Here is a 21,255-nt window from a genome sequence, read left to right as displayed (position 1 = left end):
TCTATACCTTAAGAAAGGAGTGCAAAATCGACAACATTAAACCGTGTTAATCCGCTTTTGCACTTTATCAATAACCTTACTGGGCAACTTTGTTTAAGTGTAATGCGATTAATAAGGCAGTTAACATTAAAAGGGCAATAAATAATCCTACACCAAGCCAACCGAAACTCACCCAGAATAATCCACCCACTGTACCTGCAAGGCTAGAGCCCGCATAATAAGTAAAGAGATAAAGTGAGGAGGCTTGGGCGCGTCCTCGTTTTGCACGGCGGCCAACCCAGCTACTTGCAACAGCATGTGCAGCAAAGAAACCTGTCGTTAAGATAAGCATCCCAATAAAAATAACGGGAAGTGATTCAATCAAGGTAATCAATATACCGATTAACATCATTGCAATCCCAGCAATAAAGACTTTACCTAATCCATATTTAGTCGTTAATAAGCCCGCTTTGGATGCGCTATAAGTACCACTTAAATAAACGATAGAAATCAGCCCCACAGTAGTTTGACTTAATGAATAAGGTGCATCTAATAAACGATAGCCAATATAGTTAAATAAAGTGACAAAACCGCCCATCAATAAACCACCTTCAATAAATAACAAAGGCAATCCTTTATCTCTAAAATGCAATTTAGTGGTAATAAGAAGATTACGAGGTTTTAATGCTGTCGGTCTAAAGTGCTGTGAAGCCGGTAATATCTTCCAGAAAGTAATCGCAGCAAAAAGGGCAAAAATGCCGAGAATAACAACAGATAGACGCCAAGAATAATAATCGCTTAATACCCCTGTAATAACGCGTCCACTCATTCCCCCAATAGAGTTACCACTAATATATAAACCCATTGATAATGCGAGATAAGCAGGATGAATTTCTTCACTTAAATACGTCATTGCCACTGCGGCTACACCACTTAATGAAAGTCCAACTAAAGCCCGTGTAATTAAAATACCTGTCCAACTATTCATAGTTGCACTTAATAATGTAAAGAACGCAGCGCAAAACAATGCAATGACCATGACATTTTTACGCCCAAAAGCGTCTGACAGTGGGCCTGTAATCAATAATCCACACGCCATTAAAGCGGTTGAAAGGGAGAGTGCTAGACTACTGGTCGCAGGACTGACGGAAAATTCGTTAGATAATACCGGCAATATGGGTTGCACAAAATAGAGTAAGGCGAATGTCGCTAAACCGACCATAAAAAATGACACTGTCACTTTTATATACAGCGCATCATCACGCTGAATATAGTGCTTAGGGTTAGATTGGCGATGAGCAGGCTTTTCTATACTTGATGTATTGTCTGAAATATCAGTGCCTAAGCTCATACTTTTACTGTCTATTTCGTGAGTATCCATATTGATTAAACTTCCATTACTTAAATTTGATTTATGTCAATGTTAGAAATATTTGATTTTTTTGTCTAATATATTAATCATTAGAAATAAGACTTTTAAAGTATCAATGATGATATGAGAGAAATATGAATATTGAACTTAGGCATTTACGTTACTTTATTGCCGTAGCAGAAGAGCTTCATTTTGGTAAAGCAGCAGAAAGATTAAATATTTCTCAGCCTCCTTTAAGCCAACAAATACAAGCGCTTGAAGGTGAAATAGGCGCTAGGTTATTAGAACGAACTAACCGTTCTGTTTCGTTAACACCCGCAGGACAAATGTTTTTAAAAGAGTCGTATCAAATTATGGCACAGGTCAACGCAGCCGCAACACGCGCCGCTAGAATGGAAAAAGGTGAGTTAGGTGAAATTTCAATTGGTTTTACCTCAACGACACCTTTTATGCATTTAGTCACCTTGAGTTTGCGACAATTTAGAGAGAACTATCCTGAAGTCGGTATTCATATGCATCAAATGAATACAAAACAACAGATATCGCCGTTACTGACAGGACGTATTGATCTGGGGATCATGCGAAATACGACGTTACCCGAAAATTTGCACCACCAGCTATTGTTTCGTGAGCCTTTTATTTTAGCGGTTTATGAAGGGCATCCTTTACTTGCTTACAAAGAAACGGGCGTCAATATTCAAGATATTGGGCAATATCCTTTTGTTTTCTTTGAAAGGGATGTTGGTACGGCTCTTTATGATGAGATTATTCAATTGCTTAGTTTGTCAGGAATTACGCCAACTATTGCACAAGAAGCGGGTGAAGCCATGACGATTTTAGGATTGGTTGCCGCAGGGCTTGGTATTTCGATCGTAACAAAATCATTTACGCGAATGAAAGTCGATGGCGTGCATTATCTACACTTTGCAAATTCTCAGGCGTTTTCTGAGGTTTGGTTAGTTTCTCATAATAAGCGAGCCATTCCAGCGGCAGCGAATCGATTAACGCAATTACTATTAAAAAATATCTTAGATCACCAAAAATCTTGATTTATCTGTGTTTTTGATCACGCTTTTTATGTAAGTATTGTACAATTATCATAAATTGACGACATAATCGGTAATGAATTATTTGGAGCCTCGAATTAATTATGGCTCCTTAATTAAGGATGCATTTAATGGGGAACCAACCTAGCCACATCGATCACGTAAAACAATTTAATCTTGGCACAGTCTTTCGCTTGATTGATGAACATGGCCCCATTTCTCGTATTTCACTGTCAAAAAAGGCAGAGCTTGCACCAGCAAGTATTACTAAGATCACACGAGAATTAGTTGAAGCACACCTTATTCATGAAACAGAGTTCCCAGATGTGGGATTTCGTGGCAGGCCTGCAGTTGGATTAAAACTAGAAAGCCAAGGTTGGCAATTTCTCTGTATCCGTGTCAACAAAGGTAGCTTGCTTTTTAGTTTAAGAGAATTAGATAGCAAGTTGGTTACTGAGGATACATTCGATTTTCCCAAAGAATATAGCGATGATTTTCTTAATCACTTTTTAGTTGCAATTGATAAATTCTTCGAACGTTATCAATCTCGTGTTGAAAGATTGACGGCAATTAGCATTACAATGAATGCCATTGTTGATCCTATTAGTGGCGTTATTTATAGCTCACCTTATTATAATATTAAAGACATTCCACTTGCCGATAAAATTCATGAAAAAACAGGTGTTTCTGTATTTTTACAACATAGCGTAACTGCATGGACAATGGCCGAATCGTTATATGGTGCGGCAAAAAACAATTCAGACGTTCTGCAAATCGTTATCGATGATATTGTTGGTGCTGGGGTGATAAGCAATGGAAAAACATTACACTCTAACAGCCATAGCGCCGTTGAAATTGGACATACTAAAGTTATCGACTCTCAAAATAGCTGTTATTGCGGGGCAAAAGGGTGTTTAGAAACAGAAATTGCTATTCCTCAATTAATTAAGAAAGCTCAATTATTAGCTCAAGAAGATCCGACTTCGTTGCTGAACAAATATCCTATTACTGTAGAAACATTGTGTGATGCAATATTAGTTGGTGATAAACCAGCACTTGAAATTGTTAATTTAGTTGCTCAACGATTAGGTTTTATTTTGGCGGTCATGATTAATGTCTTTAATCCGCAAAAGATATTAATTGGCTCGCCGCTTTGTCGAGCCAAATCCATTCTTTTTCCTTTGATCTTAAACCAAGTTCAACATCACGTTATGCCACGTTATGCGCAGTCTTTAATTATTGAAGAAACGGAGTTAAGAAACAAAGGAACATTGCCTGCGGCTTCGCTTGTAAAAGAAGCTCTCTACAATGGCTCTTTGTTAATTGAGTTGATGCAAGGCTAGGTTAAGTGAAAAAATCGTAACAAAAGTATTTTTCAGGCGTAAATCTGTCAATTGATCATTAACGAATTCTCTATTTTTGACCAATTAACTAAAAAATTGAGCTATCTCAAGCCACCATAAACAGTGTTACCCTAAACTCTAATCTCTGTCATTTTTTATGAACCTGATTTATCTGTCATAACGGAAGTAAATTATATGTTAACACGCTTTTTTGTTACGGGGACAGATACCAACGTGGGTAAAACTGTTGTAACCCGAGCACTTCTTCAGTCATTAAATCGTGGCGGGTCAACGGCAGTGGGTTATAAGCCTATTGCAACAGAATTACATGAAACGGCTGATGGTGAGCGTAATCGTGACGCTATGATTATTCATAATTCATCGCCAGTTGAAGTTCGCTACGACGAAATTAATCCTATTTTGCTTGATAATTGTTATGTTAGCGAAAATGAAATTGATTTTAATAAGATTTCAAATGAGCTCGACAGTTTAAGTAAAAAAGCAGAGTGTGTTGTTATCGAGGGTAATGGCGGTTGGCGTTATCTGCTCGATGATAATACCTTTTATTCTGATTGGGTGGTAAAAGAACAAATTCCAGTTGTTTTGGTTGTCGGTATTCAACCAGGCTGTGTTAATCACTCAATATTAACAGCACAATCTATTATCAACGATGGTGTAAAATTAGTAGGTTGGGTTGCGAACAGAATAAATCCAGGATTACCTTATTACGCGAAAATTGTGGAAAGGCTGTCTCAGCATATTCCTGCACCTCTGATTGGTGAAATCCCGTATTTGTTACGTCCTGAAGAACGTGATCTCTCTTGTTACCTCGATTTAAGTCAGTTGGAAATCGCTGTACCCGCTTAAGAGAGAATACAAATAAGTAACGAAGTGGATTGCTATCTGTTTTTAAACGATACCAAACTTGTTACTTTTAAACGCCTGATGAGTAAACTCATTGGGTGTTTTTGTTTTTTCTGATTTCGCCTCAAGTATAACTAATGATAAAAATAACACACAAAATTGAAGCTAAATAAGATAAAATACAGATAAATCAGATGAATAGTCATTGATAAACAGTAGCAAAGAAAAAGGGCGCTCATATTGCGCCCTTTTTTAATCACAAGATTTTATCAACTATAGATTAATGACGAGTATAGATGATTTTCTTACTATCATTTTCGCAAGTTCCGACAACTTTACCATCTGCTTGTGCAACTTGGTCGTTTTCAACAACAGTTAAAGTAAAGTTAGTGGCTGGTACACCATTATTAATGATTTTTTGTTGAATAGACTCAACGACTTCATCACATCCCGCATTCGCGGCTAAAGGTGCAAGCGCAACCAGAGTGGCCATTACTGCAAATACATATTTTTTCATATCATTCTCTCCTTGTTTTACGGAGTAAAACATCATTGTTTTACACAACTTTCTTACGGGTTAACAGGGCGGCCAGTATTACTGTCTAAACATCGACGCGTTTCAGGCTCCCAATATGCATAGACATTCGCACTTTTTAGACAAGCATCTCGCTCATCAATGGCTTTATCTATTTTATTAAATTCGATTTTTTCTCGCTGATTAACTTGGGTACGAAGCTCCCGCTTTTGATCCCAGTCTTCTTTCATTTGTCGAGCTTGCTCTTTATCTAAGACATTGTCATAGCCATCGCCATTAATGGTTACATTAGTTGAAGCGGCAACAGAAGAAAAAGAAGACACTGATAAACCAAGAAATAAGGAGAACACAATGGTTCTGATGACTTGTTTCTTAGTTAGTGTGTTTATCATGGTTGCTATCCTCTAAAGTTATGTAGCTATTGCTCTCAATGACTATTATATCTTAATAATTATAGCTGATACCTTAATAAAAAATGTGTTTTCAGTGCGTTTAGTTTTGACGATGAACACTTAATCCTGCAAATGACTGACTTACAGGCATCATTTCTAAAGTATTAATATTTACATGAGCAGGTAATGTCGCTGTCCAATATACCGCTTCTGCGACATCTTCAGGCGTTAATGCATTTGCATTGGCATAAGTTTGCTCAACTTTATCACTATCACCTTTAAAACGAACTAATGAAAACTCTGTACCACCAACAAGACCAGGTTCGATATCGGTGACACGAACTTTTTTACCTTGGAGATCAGCACGCAATCCTAAACTAAATTGCTTAACAAACGCTTTAGTGGCGCCATAAACATTACCGCCCATATAAGGCCAAGAGGCGGCTGTTGAGCTGATATTAATAACATGACCTTTATTTCTTTCAACCATAAAAGGAAGAATAGCGCGAGTGACATGAACCAAACCTTTATTATTTGTCTCGATCATCGTATCCCAGTCATCAAGGTTAGCTTTATCGGCGGTATTTAAACCTAGGGCTAAGCCTGCATTATTGACTAATACGTCAATTTCACGCCACTTCTCTGGTAATTGAGTGTAAATCTCGCTGACTGCTTTTTTATCTGTAACATCTAACTGTAATGGATAAAATTGCTCGCCTAGCTCTTTATGCAAGTTATTAAGTTTATCCAAACGACGAGCAGTACCAATAACTTTGTGTCCGTGGCTGATAAAATGGCGAGCAATGGCTTCACCAAAGCCGGCGGAAGCACCCGTGATAAAAATAATCATGTAATTACCCTCGATAGTTATAATAGTTGAAAGTAAAAGGCTATCACTAGAAAGAGTCAAGTTTAAAAATCGGCTTTGTGATAAATCAGGCTAAAAACCAGATCCTTTTCTTATATGAAAGATTTTTATCTTTAATAATAACCTGTATTTTTGTTTTTAACTGAAAGAACAAGAGGTGGTTATTTAGTCGATTTTTTTATTAAAAACAAGGAAGATAAAGCTAAAGCCTAGTATCACGGTAAAACAAATAAACTAAGTAAGAACATAGTGATAATAATAATGATGCTACCAATTACAGCAATCGCCAGTGTGGGTGATAAAAGAAAACAGAAGTAACACAAAATAAAGGTCACTAGGATGTGAATTAAATCGCTAAACGACTTATATAAAACTTCGATGGTTTTTTTTAATTGAGAGAGAAACGATTTGTTCATGTCACACCAAAATAAATGCAGATTATCTTATTGCGACTCGGTGCTAGACTGAGTCGAAAAAATATAAGCTCAGTCTAGCAGAATATGAAAAGAACGGTTATTTTTTACCAACTTGATGGCCAATAACGCCACCTAAGACACCGCCGCCAATGGTGCCTAATGCGCTACCATCAGTTAAAATAGCGCCACCGATAGCACCTGCGCCGGCACCAATTGCTGTATTACGGTCGCGTTTTGTCATGCTAGAACAGCCCGCAAGTGAAAAAAGCAGAACAGAAGCGACACACAGTGTTCCAATCTTTTTTAACGTGATATTCATTTTTATAAACTCCGATGTAAAGGACAATATAAAAATAAACCTATCGTATTTATACTGGGATCGGAATATTCGGGAACAATGGGGAGAAAACTCTTAAAATGAGTTAATGCTCATAACATATATTTTAAATGCATTTAATCAAAGTAAATTTTATTATCTATATTATTATTTGATGCTCAGAAGAAAAGCATCAATGTATTATGTCATTTATATGAGTTAATGTAACAATATGATATTGATAAATAAATTAAAAAAACTCTCTTCACAATTTGCATCGGGTTATTTTGGTGTTGTATTAGGGATGATTGGTACGGGAATGGCGTGGCGATATGCAGCAAAGGAGCACAACTATCCATCTTATATTGGTGAAATATTTATTGGTGTAGGTTGCTTGGTTTGGTTAACACTTACACTATTTTTGCTGAGTAAATGGCTATTTCATCGACAAGCAATTATTGAGGAAATTAAACATCCAGTTGCCAGTGGATTTATTAGTTTATTTCCCGCAACGACAGTCTTAGTCTCGATAGGGATAAGCCCATATTTACCATTATTTTCTCTGATACTGTTTAGCATCGGAGCAATTGCTCAGTTAGGGTATTCCAGTTGGTTGATTGGTTATCAATGGAAGGGCGAATATCCTAAAATGGCGACAACACCCGTCTTATATTTACCCACAGTCGCGAATAATTTTATTTGCACTATGGCATGTGGTGCATTGGGTTTTAATGATCTAGGGGTTTTATTTTTCGGTGCCGGTGTATTTTCTTGGTTAAGTTTAGAACCCGCGATTTTAAAAAGAATACGCAGTGAAGGATTAATGGATGAAAAATCACGACTATCATTTGGTATTCAATTAGCACCTGCTTTAGTTGCTTGTAGCGCTTACTTGGCTATCAATGACAATCATATCGACTTCTTCGCTAAAATGTTATTAGGCTATGGTCTTTTACAGCTTCTGTTTATGGTGAGATTAATTCCTTGGTTTGTTAAACAGCCGTTTTCATTACCTTTTTGGAGTTTCTCTTTCGGTGTATCTGCATTGGCAAAGGCTTCATTAAATATAAGTATGACATCCAATAGTCATTTTATGCAGTTACTCTCAACAGCACTATTTATCTTCGCTAATTTAATTATTTTATTACTGATTTGGCATTCACTATTATGGGTTTTTAAAGGACTAAAACAATTATGTTGTCCATCTAAAGCACTTTAATGAACATAAAAACAAAGAGAGCCTAAACAAAATTATTTAGACTCTTTTTATTTTCAAGTTGCTTAGATAATGTTGTTTTTTCTGCTCCAGAGGGACCCATAATACAAATCTTCATTTCTTTTTCAATAAGTTACTTTAAGATAAGAATAATATAAAGGGAAATAGAGCTAATAACGATGAAAAGAAAGTTAATTAAAAAAAATAAACGCTGGCTGATGGAAAAATATCACCGTTCACAACAACTATTTGCACCATTATCGGTTATTTTAAAAGAGAATAAATTAGAGTCACAAGTAAATCGATATTACCGCTTATGGCGAAGAGGTTTAATTAAAGAAGATTGGAGTCAAGCCATTTTTGATACCGGTGTTGCAATAGTGACTCAACGGCGATTTGATGGACGAGTTATTTATCACGATAGAGTTTATAACAAAGAATTAGTACCATTAGAATATAAAAAAAAATGGAAAGAATTTTAAACGGATAGGATTTGTGATGTATAAATTGTTAAAAAACCCGTTAACACAATATTATTAACGGGTCATATACTGAAACCTTAAAATGCTTGACGGAAAATCTCAATGATCTCTTTTTCATTACCTTTACGAGGATTAGAGAATGCATTACCGTCTTTAAGTGCCATTTCTGCCATATATGGGAAATCAGACTCTTTCACACCTAATTCACCTAAATGTTGCGGAATACCAATATCCGCAGATAGACGAGCGATAGCCACAATAGCGCGTTCCGCCGCATCCATCACTGATAACCCTGTGATGTTTTCACCCATAAACTCAGCAATATCTGCAAATTTTTCTGGGTTAGCAATCAGGTTATAACGCAGTACATGTGGTAATAGCACCGCATTAGCTACGCCATGTGGCATATCATATAAACCACCTAATTGGTGAGCCATTGCATGAACGTAACCAAGATTAGCGTTATTAAATGCCATTCCTGCTAAAAGTGAAGCATAAGCCATATTTTCACGAGCTTTTAGATTTGTCCCTAAGGCTACAGCTTGACGCAAGTTACGAGAAATTAAACGAATTGCTTGGATCGCTGAAGCATCAGTGACGGGGTTTGCATCTTTAGAAATATAAGCTTCAACTGCGTGAGTTAACGCATCCATACCCGTTGCGGCAGTCAGTCCTGCTGGTTTACCCAGCATTAACAGTGGGTCGTTAATAGAAACAGAAGGGAGGTTACGCCAGCTTACAATAACAAATTTAACTTTAGTTTTGGTATTGGTCAGAACACAGTGGCGAGTGACTTCACTTGCTGTACCGGCAGTTGTGTTTACTGCAATAATCGGTGGAAGTGGATTTGTTAGTGTTTCAATACCTGCATAATTATAAAGATCGCCCTCATGAGTAGCTGCGATACCAATGCCTTTACCACAGTCATGTGGGCTACCGCCACCCACAGTAATTATCATGTCGCATTGTTCTTTGCGGAACATTGCGAGACCTTCAAGCACATTAGTGTCTTTGGGGTTAGGTTCAGTGCCATCAAATACGACAACATCAATACCCGCTTCTTTTAGATAACCGATAGTTTTATCTACGGCGCCATCTTTTATTGCTCGTAGACCTTTATCCGTTACCAGCAGGGCTTTTTTACCACCCAATAATTTGCAACGTTCGCCAACAACAGAGATAGCACCTGGACCAAAAAAGTTAACATTCGGTACCAAGTAATCAAACATACGATAGCTCATGATAAACCTTCCAATATCAGATTATTATTCAGATAAATTAAAGTATTAGTGCATTTTCCCTCCATAGGTTATTAAGTCAAGGACGTAACGAATCAATAAGGTGAATCGGTTCGTTTAACTTTGGTTCGTTTGATATAAGTCAACAGGATGTGCTTTCTTTAAGAGGGGGAGTTAAGTAAAAATAACGAACAAAACACATATGGTTTGACGGATATATATTTTAGGTGTACGTTGAAGCTTATCAAAGAAAGGAGCAAATATGGAACCGTTGCAATTATTTAAGGTATTAAGTGATCAAACAAGGCTAGATATTGTGTTGCTACTAAAAGCATCTGGCGAGTTGTGTGTTTGTGACATCTATACTGCCCTAAATTTATCCCAACCCAAAACGTCTCGCCACCTAGCTATGTTGCGGGAAAGCGGGCTATTACTTGATTCTAAGCATGGGAAATGGGTTCACTATCGTTTGTCTCCGACATTATTACCTTGGGTGAAAAATATTATTGAAGTCACCTATGAGACAGAGAAAAATAAAATAGCAGGTTTGCTTCAATCTATTGAAAAGAAAGAAACGGTTATCTGCTGTTCTGAATAAATTTTTTAATTAAACATATATGAAAAAACAGATATGAGGTGTCGATATGAAAAAGCTAGAAGTCTTTGATCCCGCATTATGTTGTAGCACTGGTGTGTGTGGCACCGATATCGATCAAGCATTAGTTGATTTTGCAACCGATGTTGATTGGTTAAAAAAGCAAGGAGCCAATATTCGACGTTTTAATTTAGGGCAAGAGCCTATGGAGTTTGTTAATAATTCAAAAGCAAAAGCCTTTCTTGAAACCGCAGGTGCAGGATCATTACCTCTTATTTTACTTAATGGTGAAGTTGTCTTAACAGGGCGCTACCCAAAACGTAATGAATTAGCTAGATGGTTTGGTATTAATTATACAAATGACAATAAACCCACTATCAAAAGCCATTGTTGTGGAAACAATGACGGTTGTTGCTAAAGGAGAGAGATTGTGAAATTTCTAGAAAACACACCAAATTATCTTTTTTTTACTGGAAAAGGTGGTGTAGGTAAGACATCTATTTCGTGTGCAACAGCCATAAAATTAGCAGGGGAAGGAAAAAAAGTCTTATTAGTCAGTACAGATCCTGCTTCAAATGTTGGACAAGTATTTTCACAAAATATTGGTAATAGCATTAAACAAATTACGCTAGTACCCAATCTTTCAGCTATAGAAATAGACCCGCAAGCTGCTGCAGAAGAGTATCGAAATAAAATTATTACGCCAATTAAAGGCAGTTTACCTGAAGCGGTTATTCAAAGTATTACAGAGCAACTATCAGGCGCTTGTACCACGGAAATAGCTGCATTTGATGAATTTACAGGGCTGCTAACAAATAAAGAGATTACGGATAAATTCGATCATATCATCTTTGATACTGCACCAACTGGCCACACAATTAGGTTATTGCAATTGCCTGGAGCTTGGAATGATTTTATTAGTGATAACCCTGATGGCGCGTCTTGCCTTGGCCCTATGTCTGGGCTGGAAAAACAACGTGAGCAATATAGTATGGCTGTCGATGCACTTAGTAACAAACAGCTTACGCGTTTAATACTCGTTGCTCGACCTCAATCAGCCGCTCTTCGAGAAGTTGCTCGTACCTATAATGAACTTTCCAATCTTGGTATAAAAAATCAACAATTAATCATTAATGGTATTTTTCCTAAATCAGCTATTTCTAACGATGATAAATTGTCTAAAGCCCTTTATTTAAGAGAACAAACCGCAATACAAAAGATGCCTGAGGTTCTTCGTACATTACCAACCGATATGCTTATGCTTCGTGTACGTAATATGGTGGGTATTGAAGCATTAAATCAGCTTTTATCTAATAAAGAGCAAGTGTTATCGACAACTGAACAGTTAGAGAGTGATTTAACATTGCCCACATTGTCATCATTAGTAAACGAAATTGCTGTACAAAAACAGGGTTTGGTTATGCTGATGGGCAAGGGAGGGGTAGGAAAAACAACAATAGCGGCAGCTATTGCGGTTAAGCTAGCAGAATCAGGCGCCGACGTTCATTTAACCACGTCAGATCCGGCGGCTCATCTAGAAAATACATTAAATGGGGATTTGCCAAATTTACAAATCAGCCGCATAGATCCCGTTGTAGAAACAGAGCGTTACCGCAATTATGTATTAGAAACAAAAGGTAAAGATCTTGATGCACAAGGGCGTGCACTGTTAGAGGAAGATTTACGATCACCATGTACTGAAGAAATTGCAGTATTCCAAGCTTTTTCTCGAATAATTCGAGAGGCGGGAAAACGATTTGTCATTATGGACACCGCACCTACTGGTCATACATTACTTTTATTGGATGCGACAGGGGCTTATCACAAAGAAATTGCTAAAAAAATGGGTGAAAAAGGGCATTTCCTCACACCAATGATGCAATTACAAGATCCAAAACGTACAAAAGTGATTATCACTACACTCGCTGAAACAACCCCTGTTCTTGAGGCTGAAAACTTACAGAATGATTTAATAAGAGCTGATATTCATCCATGGGCTTGGATCATTAATAACAGTTTATCTGCGACAAAAACAACGTCACCACTGTTACTTTCTCGAGCTGAACAGGAAATACCTCAGATTAAAAAAGTCATCACTTCATTGGCAAAACGAGTAGCGATTGTTCCATTACAAGAACATGAGCCTATCGGTGTTGATGCGTTGAGTAAACTGGCTGATTAATTTTATTTTCTGGTAGAAGGCTCTCAATGAGCCTTCTAAAAGAGGTTTTTATGTTTATTGCAGTATTAATATTTGTTCTAACAATTACTTTTGTTATTTGGCAGCCTAAAGGATTAGGGATTGGTTGGAGTGCAACAATCGGGGCATTAATAGCACTATTACTAGGTGTCATTAATCTCCAAGATATTCCTGTGGTTTGGAATATTGTCTGGAATGCAACCGCGACATTTGTTGCTGTTATTATCATTAGCCTTATTCTTGATGAAAGCGGCTTCTTTGAATGGGCTGCGCTTCATATTGCAAAATGGGGCGGTGGAAAAGGTCGTTTTTTATTTAGCTATATTATCTTGCTAGGGGCATCCGTTGCGGCACTTTTTGCCAATGACGGTGCTGCACTTATTTTAACACCTATTGTGATCGCAATGTTGTTAGCGCTTGGGTTTAGTAAAGGTACAACACTAGCTTTTGTTATGGCAGCAGGATTTATTGCAGATACAGCAAGCTTACCTTTAATTGTTTCAAACTTAGTCAATATCATCTCTGCTGATTTCTTTAATATCGGTTTTACAGAATATGCTTCAGTGATGATCCCCGTTGATATTGCCGCTATTATCGCGACATTAATTATGTTGCATTGGTTTTTCCGCAAAGATATTCCTCAGCAATATGACATCTCTAAATTAGCGGTACCTGCGACAGTAATTAAAGATGTAAAAACATTTAAAGCAGGTTGGTTGGTATTACTTCTTTTATTATTTGGCTTTTTTATATTGGAACCTTTGGGAATTCCAATTAGTGCCATTGCTACGGTTGGTGCCGTAATTCTGTGGTTTATCGCAGCACAAGGAAAGACGATAAATACTCGAAAAGTTTTACGAGGAGCGCCTTGGCAAATCGTGATTTTTTCCCTTGGCATGTACCTTGTTGTTTATGGATTACGTAATGCGGGTTTGACTCAATATCTGTCAGAAATTCTCGATTTTCTATCAAGCAAAGGTGTATGGGTTGCAACTTTAGGAACGGGATATATCACCGCATTTCTATCATCAATTATGAACAATATGCCAACAGTTCTTGTTGGTGCCTTATCCATTGAAGGCAGTAATGCTACGGGGTTAATTAAAGAGGCAATGATTTATGCCAATGTAATTGGTGCTGATTTGGGCCCCAAAATTACGCCAATAGGAAGTTTAGCGACATTATTGTGGTTACATGTTTTGTCGCAAAAAAATATGACCATTACATGGGGATATTATTTTAAAACGGGCATTGTTATGACCATCCCAGTGCTAACAGTAACATTGGTTGCATTAGCGCTTAGACTGATATTAATGAATTAGTGGTGACAATATGAATCACATTGTAATTTATCACAATCCCAATTGTGGTACTTCACGAAATACGCTTGAAATGATACGCAACAGTGGTGTAGAGCCTGAAATTATCCTTTATCTTGATACGCCACCCTCTAAGCATGTTTTAGAGAAACTCATCACTGATATGGGAATTTCGGTTAGGGCATTATTACGAAAGAATGTTGAACCCTATGATAAATTAGAACTTGATAATATTAATGCGACTGATGAGCAACTTATTGATTATATGCTGCAATATCCAATATTAATCAATAGACCTATTGTTGTGACACCATTGGGAACGCGATTATGTCGACCTTCTGAAGTTGTTTTAGATATTTTACCGAAAAAGCAAAAAGGGGCTTTTTCAAAAGAGAATGGGCAACTAGTTGTTAATAATAAAGGAGATAAGTTGATATAAATTGACGTATCTATTTATATTTATCAGCCACTTAAAATAATTTTATTTTAAGTGGCTTTTTTTTTAATAAATACAGAATTAGCGAAAAGTAATCTAAAAAAGATAATATTGGAGAGAATTAGAAAAATTAACGATGAATAGGTATTATGTTTAAAAATCCAATCTAATATATTAGATAAAAATTGAGGTCTTAGTTTTTCTATGTATTTATACATAGAGTATATTAGAATAATGGCAATAATTAAGTTTAATTAATTTTTATTTTTTTTATAGTGAATATACTGTTTTTCTTATATGTTATAAATTTATATTTAGTCAAATTAGATAATGGTGGTATATAGAAATGAAAAACATAATTTTTAATATTTTTATAAGAAAAAATTTTAATATAATGGCCCTTTTCTTTATTTTTACTATAACGGGCTGCTCTAATAACGCAAAAAATGACGATCCTATTTTGACTCATTCATTTAAAGAGCAATATGTTAATTATATTTTGGTCCCTGTTGTTATAAAAGGTGAAACATATACATTTTTGTTAGATACGGGCTCATCTTCATCTATCATTGATAAGCGTTTAGCAGATAAATTTACTCATAAATTGAAGGGGATGCCAGATCCTTATAAAGAGTATTTTAGTAATGTAAAAACTGTTAGTGATATCAAATTATTAAGTGATATTGATTTTGTTCACTCAATTCCTTTCCATATAGGTAATAAGTATTTTAATGGCGGTGATTTTTGGGTTTCAAATGATTTGAAATCATTATCTGAAGTTGTAGGGGAAGATATATCAGGTGTTTTAGGCGTTGATATATTTAGAAGAGTAAACTGGTATGTCGATAATAAAAATAAAACATTAGTCTTATATGATAATCCTCCAAGTGTAGATAATTATGAACATTGTATTCCATATGGTGATTATACTCTTTCTTCACCTTCTTTCTATGTGTACTTTTCTGATGAAACGTATGTTTCAATGGTACTAGATACTGGTTCTAGAGTTAATTACATGAGTAGTGAATTCATTGAATATTTAAATAGCTTTATGGAATTGACCCCGATAGATCAATTTGATAATCAAATGTCTATCGATTTTTCTGGTTTAAATGAGAAAAAAGAAAAGCAATATCTTATAAAAGAATTTAGATTAAGAGATAGTTTGATTGTAAATCAGATTTTTTCTGAAAATATGAACAACTCTTTTGCTATTGGAATGTCAACCTTAGACTCTTTTGAACAATATTTAATATCTCCAGATAGAATGTTACTCTGTTATAACTTAGCTAAACCACCAAAACCTCTCTTACAAAAATTTAGAAATATAAATCTAAGAACTTTTAATAATAATATAGAGCTATTTTATAACAAAGAGAGTGTATTGTCAGAGTTTAACTTAAAAAATGGAGATATAATAATTAGTGTTAATGGAGTCAAATATCCTAAGAATGCAGTGCTTGAAGTTAAAAATAAGATAAATACCTTACCAAAAGGCCAAGTGACGTTAAGTATTCTTAGACAAAACCAATTGATTGAAGTTAAATTTTAGCCAACCACATGTTGTGTTAATATAAGGTCTTAAGCCTTGTTTAGATGCAAGGCTTAGGTTAGAAAATCTAAAACCGATAAGATCTAGAACAAAGTATGTTACAAAATCGTTCTGAACCATTCCGGTAGAATAGGGATGAAGCTTGCCGGAATGGTGAAGGGGCGTCTTTACACATAGAGTGCATTGTGCGAATCAATATGTTTATTGATTATACGTTCTGATTGTTTTCATTAGACATATTGGATAAAAATTAGCACTTTGTAAACTACCTAGATTGGTGTTTTTACTTCTGGTAATGGAATTACTGAAATCGACTTTACGGAAGTCGTGATATCCAAAAAGATTTTATTAAAACCCTTAGTGAAGTGGTATCTGAAGAAAAGACAGAAAACCTATATTCAAGATCTAGAAAAAGCATTGGCGAATAAGCTTTAAGTTAAGAATGAATCAGCATAATTACCAGACCAAAACAGAGATTTCAGTGGCTATCCGTATTTAGATACTAAGGTTCGCATAATGTATATTATGTTAAATTGAATGTAATAATCAATAAACAACTATCATGAGATGGATCTTTTCAAGGATTTAGCTTTAAAGCCCTCTTGCCCAGATACATGTTAAGAAACGTATTATCTAACTCTATTGATTAATTTAAGAATTCATTTGATTAACTAGCCAACGATGAATTATTTGAACAATATATGTTTGTTCTTCTTCCGTTAATTGACGATGTTTTTCTATACCATACCAGGTTTTTAAACATCCGCGACAACAAGTCGCAGTGGCATGCTGAGCAATAAACACAGGATGCCCTCGCATTGGGGTTTGTTTACCATCATTTTTGGGTTCTTCAGCAGCTAAGCGTTTTTGAATAAAATCTAAAGCGTGTTGATCGATGGTATCAGGGCCTTTATCAATACAGTATTGTCGCTCTTTTGGCCCTAATTTAAACTTTTGTCGAAAAGTTGATTTGGATAATCTGTTAAATAAAAGGTCTATATTATTCATTAAATTTGCCACCTAAAACAATGATCGTACGCTTATAGTAGATAGCTTACAATCACATATATTTTAGTTTATTACCCAAACATTGATGGTAGATAAAATTACTAAATGTGGTTATCTCCTATCACCATGAAGAGAATAAAATGCTTCATTGGATAAAAATACACTTTATCTCTTTTCTATATTAAAGTGTTGAGCCAACGCTTTATAACCTTTCTCGCTGATAGTCACTTCTCTATATCCTTGATGTCGTGTTAACCATGCTTGTGCTTCTGTGTAATTAAGAAAAATAGCACCAATTTGTCCGCCTAAATGAAAACGACGCTCACTCCAATCTAAACATGGGCAGCAAATATTGCGAGAATGCTTTGCTTGAAATTCAATTCCCATATTTTTGAATCGCTCAAGACCTAGCGTTGTGATAGCGTAGCCATCTTCTGTTATCCATTTTTGCTGACAAAGTGAATCGTAAATATCGACAGCAACTTCACCTGCTAAATGATTATAGCAAGTTCGCGCTTTCCTTAAGTTTTTTGGGGTTGTAATTTTAGCTTGTGAAATATGCTCGGTAGAAAAACTCATTAAATTTTCAATAACTTTGGCAATATCATCGTTAGCTAATCGAAAATAACGGTATTTACCTTGAGATATTACAGAAATAAGCCCACTACTGAGTAATTTGGATAAATGGCTGCTTGCTGTAGAAGCAGAGATATCAGCTACGATACCTAGTTCTGTTGCTGTCCACGCCCTTCCGTCCATTAATGCGCACAATATTTTGACTCTGGAAATATCAGCAATCGCTGCACCAACAGCAGCGATTGCTGACTCTACGGTGTGTTGATATTCTGATTTTATTTCTGATTTAGCCATTTTAAATTTAAGCCCTTTGATAGCATGCGCTATTAATGGTGTAATAACGTGATTGTAGTAAGCTCTTAAGTCTATTTAATTACAGACTTTCTGCATCAAATGAATATTCTCGCATCAAAGAAACCATGCTAATTTTGTAAAAATTGAAAATAGACTCTCGACCTTCTTGTTGCGCACTTTTATGTAAAATATTTTTCTTCCATTGCAAAACAGCCTCTTCATTTTTCCACCAAGAAAGTGATAATAAATTTCCTTCGGTTGATAAACTTTGAAAACGCTCTATTGAAATAAATCCCTCTATATCCTTTAGTAACGGCTTTAAATCAGTCGCTAAAGATAAATAACGATCTTGCTTTCCCGGTTTAATGTTTACTTCAAATATTACGGCAATCATTAGTGTTCTCCTTTATTGGGTGATAGTGAGTGTATTGATAAAAAAGGTAAAACACTTCGATAATCATTGAAATGAGCGCAATTATCTATTTTAAAAATAATAGCGTATAGCCTGCTTATTCTTGATTTAGTTAAGATTTGTATTTTCGCTTCATTGGGCTTCATCCCTCTTATATTGAACAGGTTTTACTAAAGAAGAATAAAAAATCATATTCTTCTTTTTTAAGTTGGTCTTTATTTTAAAAGCAAACTTAGTGTATTTATTCGCCCATTATTCCAATCAAAATGCACTAAACGCCCTGTTTTATCGAAAAAATACCATTGATTAAATTCACTTCGATATTGTGGTGCTAAGTTTGTTGGCCATTTAAGCTCAAAGGTACAGTGGTTTTGATTGTTATATAAACGAAACATCGTTAATTCATCTTTTTGCCAATAAATTAACGTGGCTGTTCTTTTTATTAAATGAAATGAATGTTGTTCTTCAATAGATTGAGTATTAGGCAGTTGTAATCGTTGCGTATAGTGTGAATTTGCTGAGGTTAATACGCATTTATCATTTTTTACGCCATAGTATGAGTTAGAGATAAGATCATATTTTAATCCCTCATTTAAATGATGAGGCAAGCTTTCTCGTTGAGTTAACCGACGTTCAGGTACAATATACGACCAGCGCTCTTTGGGGGCACTATTAATTAACCAATGTTCATCGTCATTGTGGCGAAGGATCTCGATAACATCGCCATTCAAGGTATCTACATTCCAAACAATTTTAAAGTCACTTTTAGTATCAACAACTTGTACCGTATTATTAACGGCAATAGTCCAAAAAACACCATCAAAAATACGAGTGAAAACAGTACATTTCAGAGTGCCAAGCCCTTGAACAGCCTGGGTGGTGATTGCTAATGAATTAATTTGGAAATAATCGCCTCTTGGAGCTAATAATAACGCGCTTTGGTGATTTTCTGCGATAACAATATGATATGTTGGCGTTAAATTATGCCAAAGCTTTTTCCCTGTTTTATCGGTTAATAACACCCCAGACTCACCTAACGCGATAAGATATTGGTGATCATTTAAGGCAATCACATCATAAATAGCGTAAAGCCCTTGTTCTGGAATAGTCGCTGAAATAAAGTGATTTTGTGCATCTAAGGAATAACGTTTAGCCTCTGGGATCTCACTATAAGGCATATCTATTTTTAATAGTTTATTGGTACTCTTATGAATAAATTGGCTAATTTCTTTTCTTTCTAGCACAGAATTTGCACCATATTGATCAACAATAATTGGTCGAATAAGTTGGTTAATGAGTTGTTCTGTTAATTTAGTCTGCTTAGGTAGTGCTAATAGCTCTCTGACTAAAATGGCACGTTGAATAGTTGCAAGTGGATCGTTACATATCTTTTTAATATCATCTTGATATAAATGAACAGTATCAGGTAATAAAAATATTGATTTCACAAGACTGCGTAGGCTTAATTCTCCACCAGCTTGATAGGCAATTTCTAACCAAAGCTTGGCTTTATTACGACTTATTTCATTGTTTAATTGCCAGATAATATCGATAGCTTGTAAATAATCTTCGCAGTCAACCAGATATTGAGCCCACTCTTCACGCATTTTATCTGCAATATCAGGATGTTTTTCTTGTAACTGTAATACGACGTGGGAAAAAGCATTATGCAGGCGAGCATAAATAACAGCAGAATCAATATCGCCCGCTAAACAGTATAAACGAATAATACGATCAGGCCGCATTCCCCACATACGTGCCAGTTCCGCTGCATGTTGATAGCGTTGAAAGCTTTCTAAATAACTCAGTGCTTCTTCTTTTTCTTGTAATAATTCAGCGAGAACAAACAGCGCTTCTTCATTACAGCCAGCTTTATCTAGCCTTATAAATTGTTGACGATAAAGTTGTTTTAAATAATTTTGCAGTTCATCTCCAAAATAAAGACTTTTATGTCCTTGTTGATTGGCTGAAATTTCCAGTTTATTTCGCCCTTTTAATCTCCCTAAATAAGGTGAAGGCGTTGTTTCTTGGTTTTCTTGATATTTGCTAAGCGGAATACCATGACACAATGCTTGATCGACATTACCGTCTTCAAACATTTTTATCATTTTATTAATATAATCCGCTTGTTGCTTACTCATCATAGAGGCTAATCCGCTTTTTACTGAAAGCTTATTTAGCCAACGTTGCCACGGTGATAATTGAGATATCGTTTTAGATGAAGAATGCATTGCTTCACGATTTTGAGGCGTCAAAAATTTATTAATAATTTTCTGAGTCAGTGATAATGACGTTTTGGCTTGAGTTGTCTGAGATGGCGATGTAGCATTTTCAAATACCGTCTTTATAAATTGTTTTTGTTGATTTGCTGCCGGTGGAATATTATTACCAATAATCGTTCTAATATTTTTCTCTTCAGACAATGCTTGAGGTTTTATTTCATACAGGCTGGCGTAGTTATCCGTTTCCTCAAAATTAATCTCTTTAATATCTAGGTAATCAGCAAGTGATAGAGGTTCAGCTTGTGAAAATAGAAGCGTTGTTACAACACCACTACGAACGAAAGCAAGATCTGCATAAGGTAGTTTTTTTATCTCGTCATTATCTAGAGGTGCTGTGCTATAAAGGCGACCGTAACGAATTAAAGGCCATCCTTCAATGGATGAGCAATCCATTGTTTTATTATGGCTTTAGCCAGTTTAAGTCGCGCTAGCGTCTTAAACATAAAACCACCTGCTTTGCAGGTGGCGTTCAAGGGTTATACCAAGAAAAACACCTTTCCGTTACGATATAGAT

Annotated in this window: 21 protein-coding genes; 11 read left to right on the top strand and 10 right to left on the bottom strand. The window is 35.8% G+C overall.

Annotated elements, in window-relative coordinates:
* Positions 1-76: 76 nt before the first annotated feature.
* Complete coding sequence (locus DK857_RS18165; RefSeq protein WP_109402930.1) at positions 77-1,360, bottom strand: MFS transporter; 1,284 nt, start codon at positions 1,358-1,360, stop codon at positions 77-79.
* 125 nt (positions 1,361-1,485) lie between these two features.
* On the opposite strand from DK857_RS18165, the gene DK857_RS18160 reads away from it, so the two are divergent.
* From DK857_RS18160 to bioD, 3 genes are all read left to right on the top strand, one after another.
* The gene (locus DK857_RS18160; protein WP_088495664.1) at positions 1,486-2,400 is read left to right on the top strand and encodes a LysR family transcriptional regulator; all 915 of its coding nucleotides are present in this window, start codon (positions 1,486-1,488) and stop codon (positions 2,398-2,400) included.
* 128 nt (positions 2,401-2,528) lie between these two features.
* On the top strand, positions 2,529-3,740 hold the full coding sequence (gene mlc / locus DK857_RS18155; protein ID WP_098942944.1) for a sugar metabolism global transcriptional regulator Mlc: 1,212 nt from the start codon (positions 2,529-2,531) through the stop codon (positions 3,738-3,740).
* Between the two features lie 195 nt (positions 3,741-3,935).
* A complete protein-coding gene (bioD, locus tag DK857_RS18150; protein WP_075673816.1) occupies positions 3,936-4,607 on the top strand; it encodes a dethiobiotin synthase in 672 nt (223 codons plus the stop codon).
* Between the two features lie 277 nt (positions 4,608-4,884).
* On the opposite strand, the gene DK857_RS18145 is transcribed toward bioD, so the two are convergent.
* The 4 genes from DK857_RS18145 to osmB form a co-directional block, all read right to left on the bottom strand.
* The gene (locus DK857_RS18145) at positions 4,885-5,121 is read right to left on the bottom strand and encodes a DUF1161 domain-containing protein (RefSeq protein ID WP_109402929.1); all 237 of its coding nucleotides are present in this window, start codon (positions 5,119-5,121) and stop codon (positions 4,885-4,887) included.
* Between the two features lie 53 nt (positions 5,122-5,174).
* A complete protein-coding gene (locus tag DK857_RS18140) occupies positions 5,175-5,531 on the bottom strand; it encodes a DUF1283 family protein (protein WP_109402928.1) in 357 nt (118 codons plus the stop codon).
* A 100-nt stretch (positions 5,532-5,631) separates the two neighbouring features.
* Positions 5,632-6,381, bottom strand: a complete 750-nt coding sequence (gene ydfG, locus DK857_RS18135) for a bifunctional NADP-dependent 3-hydroxy acid dehydrogenase/3-hydroxypropionate dehydrogenase YdfG (protein WP_088495659.1) — start codon at positions 6,379-6,381, stop codon at positions 5,632-5,634.
* A 531-nt stretch (positions 6,382-6,912) separates the two neighbouring features.
* On the bottom strand, positions 6,913-7,134 hold the full coding sequence (gene osmB, locus DK857_RS18125; protein WP_006536908.1) for an osmotically-inducible lipoprotein OsmB: 222 nt from the start codon (positions 7,132-7,134) through the stop codon (positions 6,913-6,915).
* A 229-nt stretch (positions 7,135-7,363) separates the two neighbouring features.
* On the opposite strand from osmB, the gene tehA reads away from it, so the two are divergent.
* The gene (gene tehA, locus DK857_RS18120) at positions 7,364-8,350 is read left to right on the top strand and encodes a dicarboxylate transporter/tellurite-resistance protein TehA (RefSeq protein WP_109402927.1); all 987 of its coding nucleotides are present in this window, start codon (positions 7,364-7,366) and stop codon (positions 8,348-8,350) included.
* Between the two features lie 176 nt (positions 8,351-8,526).
* Positions 8,527-8,829, top strand: coding sequence for a hypothetical protein (locus DK857_RS18110; RefSeq protein WP_109402926.1), 303 nt, complete (start codon positions 8,527-8,529; stop codon positions 8,827-8,829).
* Positions 8,830-8,906: 77 nt separating this feature from the next.
* On the opposite strand, the gene dhaT is transcribed toward DK857_RS18110, so the two are convergent.
* Positions 8,907-10,070 (bottom strand): 1,3-propanediol dehydrogenase, encoded by a 1,164-nt coding sequence (gene dhaT / locus DK857_RS18105; protein ID WP_109395491.1) that lies wholly within the window; start codon positions 10,068-10,070, stop codon positions 8,907-8,909.
* 259 nt (positions 10,071-10,329) lie between these two features.
* Here dhaT and DK857_RS18100 point away from each other — a divergent pair, with 259 nt between their 5' ends.
* From DK857_RS18100 to DK857_RS18075, 6 genes are all read left to right on the top strand, one after another.
* On the top strand, positions 10,330-10,665 hold the full coding sequence (locus DK857_RS18100) for a metalloregulator ArsR/SmtB family transcription factor (protein ID WP_109402925.1): 336 nt from the start codon (positions 10,330-10,332) through the stop codon (positions 10,663-10,665).
* Positions 10,666-10,711: 46 nt separating this feature from the next.
* On the top strand, positions 10,712-11,080 hold the full coding sequence (gene arsD / locus DK857_RS18095) for an arsenite efflux transporter metallochaperone ArsD (RefSeq protein ID WP_109402924.1): 369 nt from the start codon (positions 10,712-10,714) through the stop codon (positions 11,078-11,080).
* 12 nt (positions 11,081-11,092) lie between these two features.
* Positions 11,093-12,844, top strand: a complete 1,752-nt coding sequence (gene arsA, locus DK857_RS18090; protein ID WP_109402923.1) for an arsenical pump-driving ATPase — start codon at positions 11,093-11,095, stop codon at positions 12,842-12,844.
* Between the two features lie 50 nt (positions 12,845-12,894).
* Positions 12,895-14,184 carry an arsenic transporter gene (locus DK857_RS18085; protein ID WP_109402922.1) on the top strand — a complete coding sequence of 430 codons (1,290 nt, stop codon included), beginning with the start codon at positions 12,895-12,897 and terminating at the stop codon, positions 14,182-14,184.
* Between the two features lie 10 nt (positions 14,185-14,194).
* The gene (arsC, locus tag DK857_RS18080; protein ID WP_109402921.1) at positions 14,195-14,620 is read left to right on the top strand and encodes a glutaredoxin-dependent arsenate reductase; all 426 of its coding nucleotides are present in this window, start codon (positions 14,195-14,197) and stop codon (positions 14,618-14,620) included.
* 343 nt (positions 14,621-14,963) lie between these two features.
* Positions 14,964-16,169, top strand: a complete 1,206-nt coding sequence (locus DK857_RS18075) for an aspartyl protease family protein (protein ID WP_109402920.1) — start codon at positions 14,964-14,966, stop codon at positions 16,167-16,169.
* A 651-nt stretch (positions 16,170-16,820) separates the two neighbouring features.
* On the opposite strand, the gene DK857_RS18070 is transcribed toward DK857_RS18075, so the two are convergent.
* The 4 genes from DK857_RS18070 to DK857_RS18055 form a co-directional block, all read right to left on the bottom strand.
* Positions 16,821-17,177 carry a DUF4186 domain-containing protein gene (locus DK857_RS18070; RefSeq protein WP_109402919.1) on the bottom strand — a complete coding sequence of 119 codons (357 nt, stop codon included), beginning with the start codon at positions 17,175-17,177 and terminating at the stop codon, positions 16,821-16,823.
* Positions 17,178-17,342: 165 nt separating this feature from the next.
* On the bottom strand, positions 17,343-18,047 hold the full coding sequence (locus DK857_RS18065) for an ArsR family transcriptional regulator (RefSeq protein ID WP_109402918.1): 705 nt from the start codon (positions 18,045-18,047) through the stop codon (positions 17,343-17,345).
* A gap of 79 nt (positions 18,048-18,126) precedes the next feature.
* Complete coding sequence (locus DK857_RS18060) at positions 18,127-18,441, bottom strand: antibiotic biosynthesis monooxygenase family protein (RefSeq protein ID WP_109393724.1); 315 nt, start codon at positions 18,439-18,441, stop codon at positions 18,127-18,129.
* A gap of 233 nt (positions 18,442-18,674) precedes the next feature.
* Complete coding sequence (locus DK857_RS18055) at positions 18,675-21,134, bottom strand: bpX6 domain-containing protein (protein WP_109402917.1); 2,460 nt, start codon at positions 21,132-21,134, stop codon at positions 18,675-18,677.
* Between the last annotated feature and the right edge of the window lie 121 nt (positions 21,135-21,255).

It is taken from the genome of Proteus terrae, from assembly GCF_003144325.1.
In the GTDB taxonomy this organism is placed as follows: domain Bacteria; phylum Pseudomonadota; class Gammaproteobacteria; order Enterobacterales; family Enterobacteriaceae; genus Proteus; species Proteus terrae.
The sequence above is the reverse complement of the archived record's forward strand: the minus strand, read 5'-3'. Positions and strand labels throughout refer to the sequence as shown.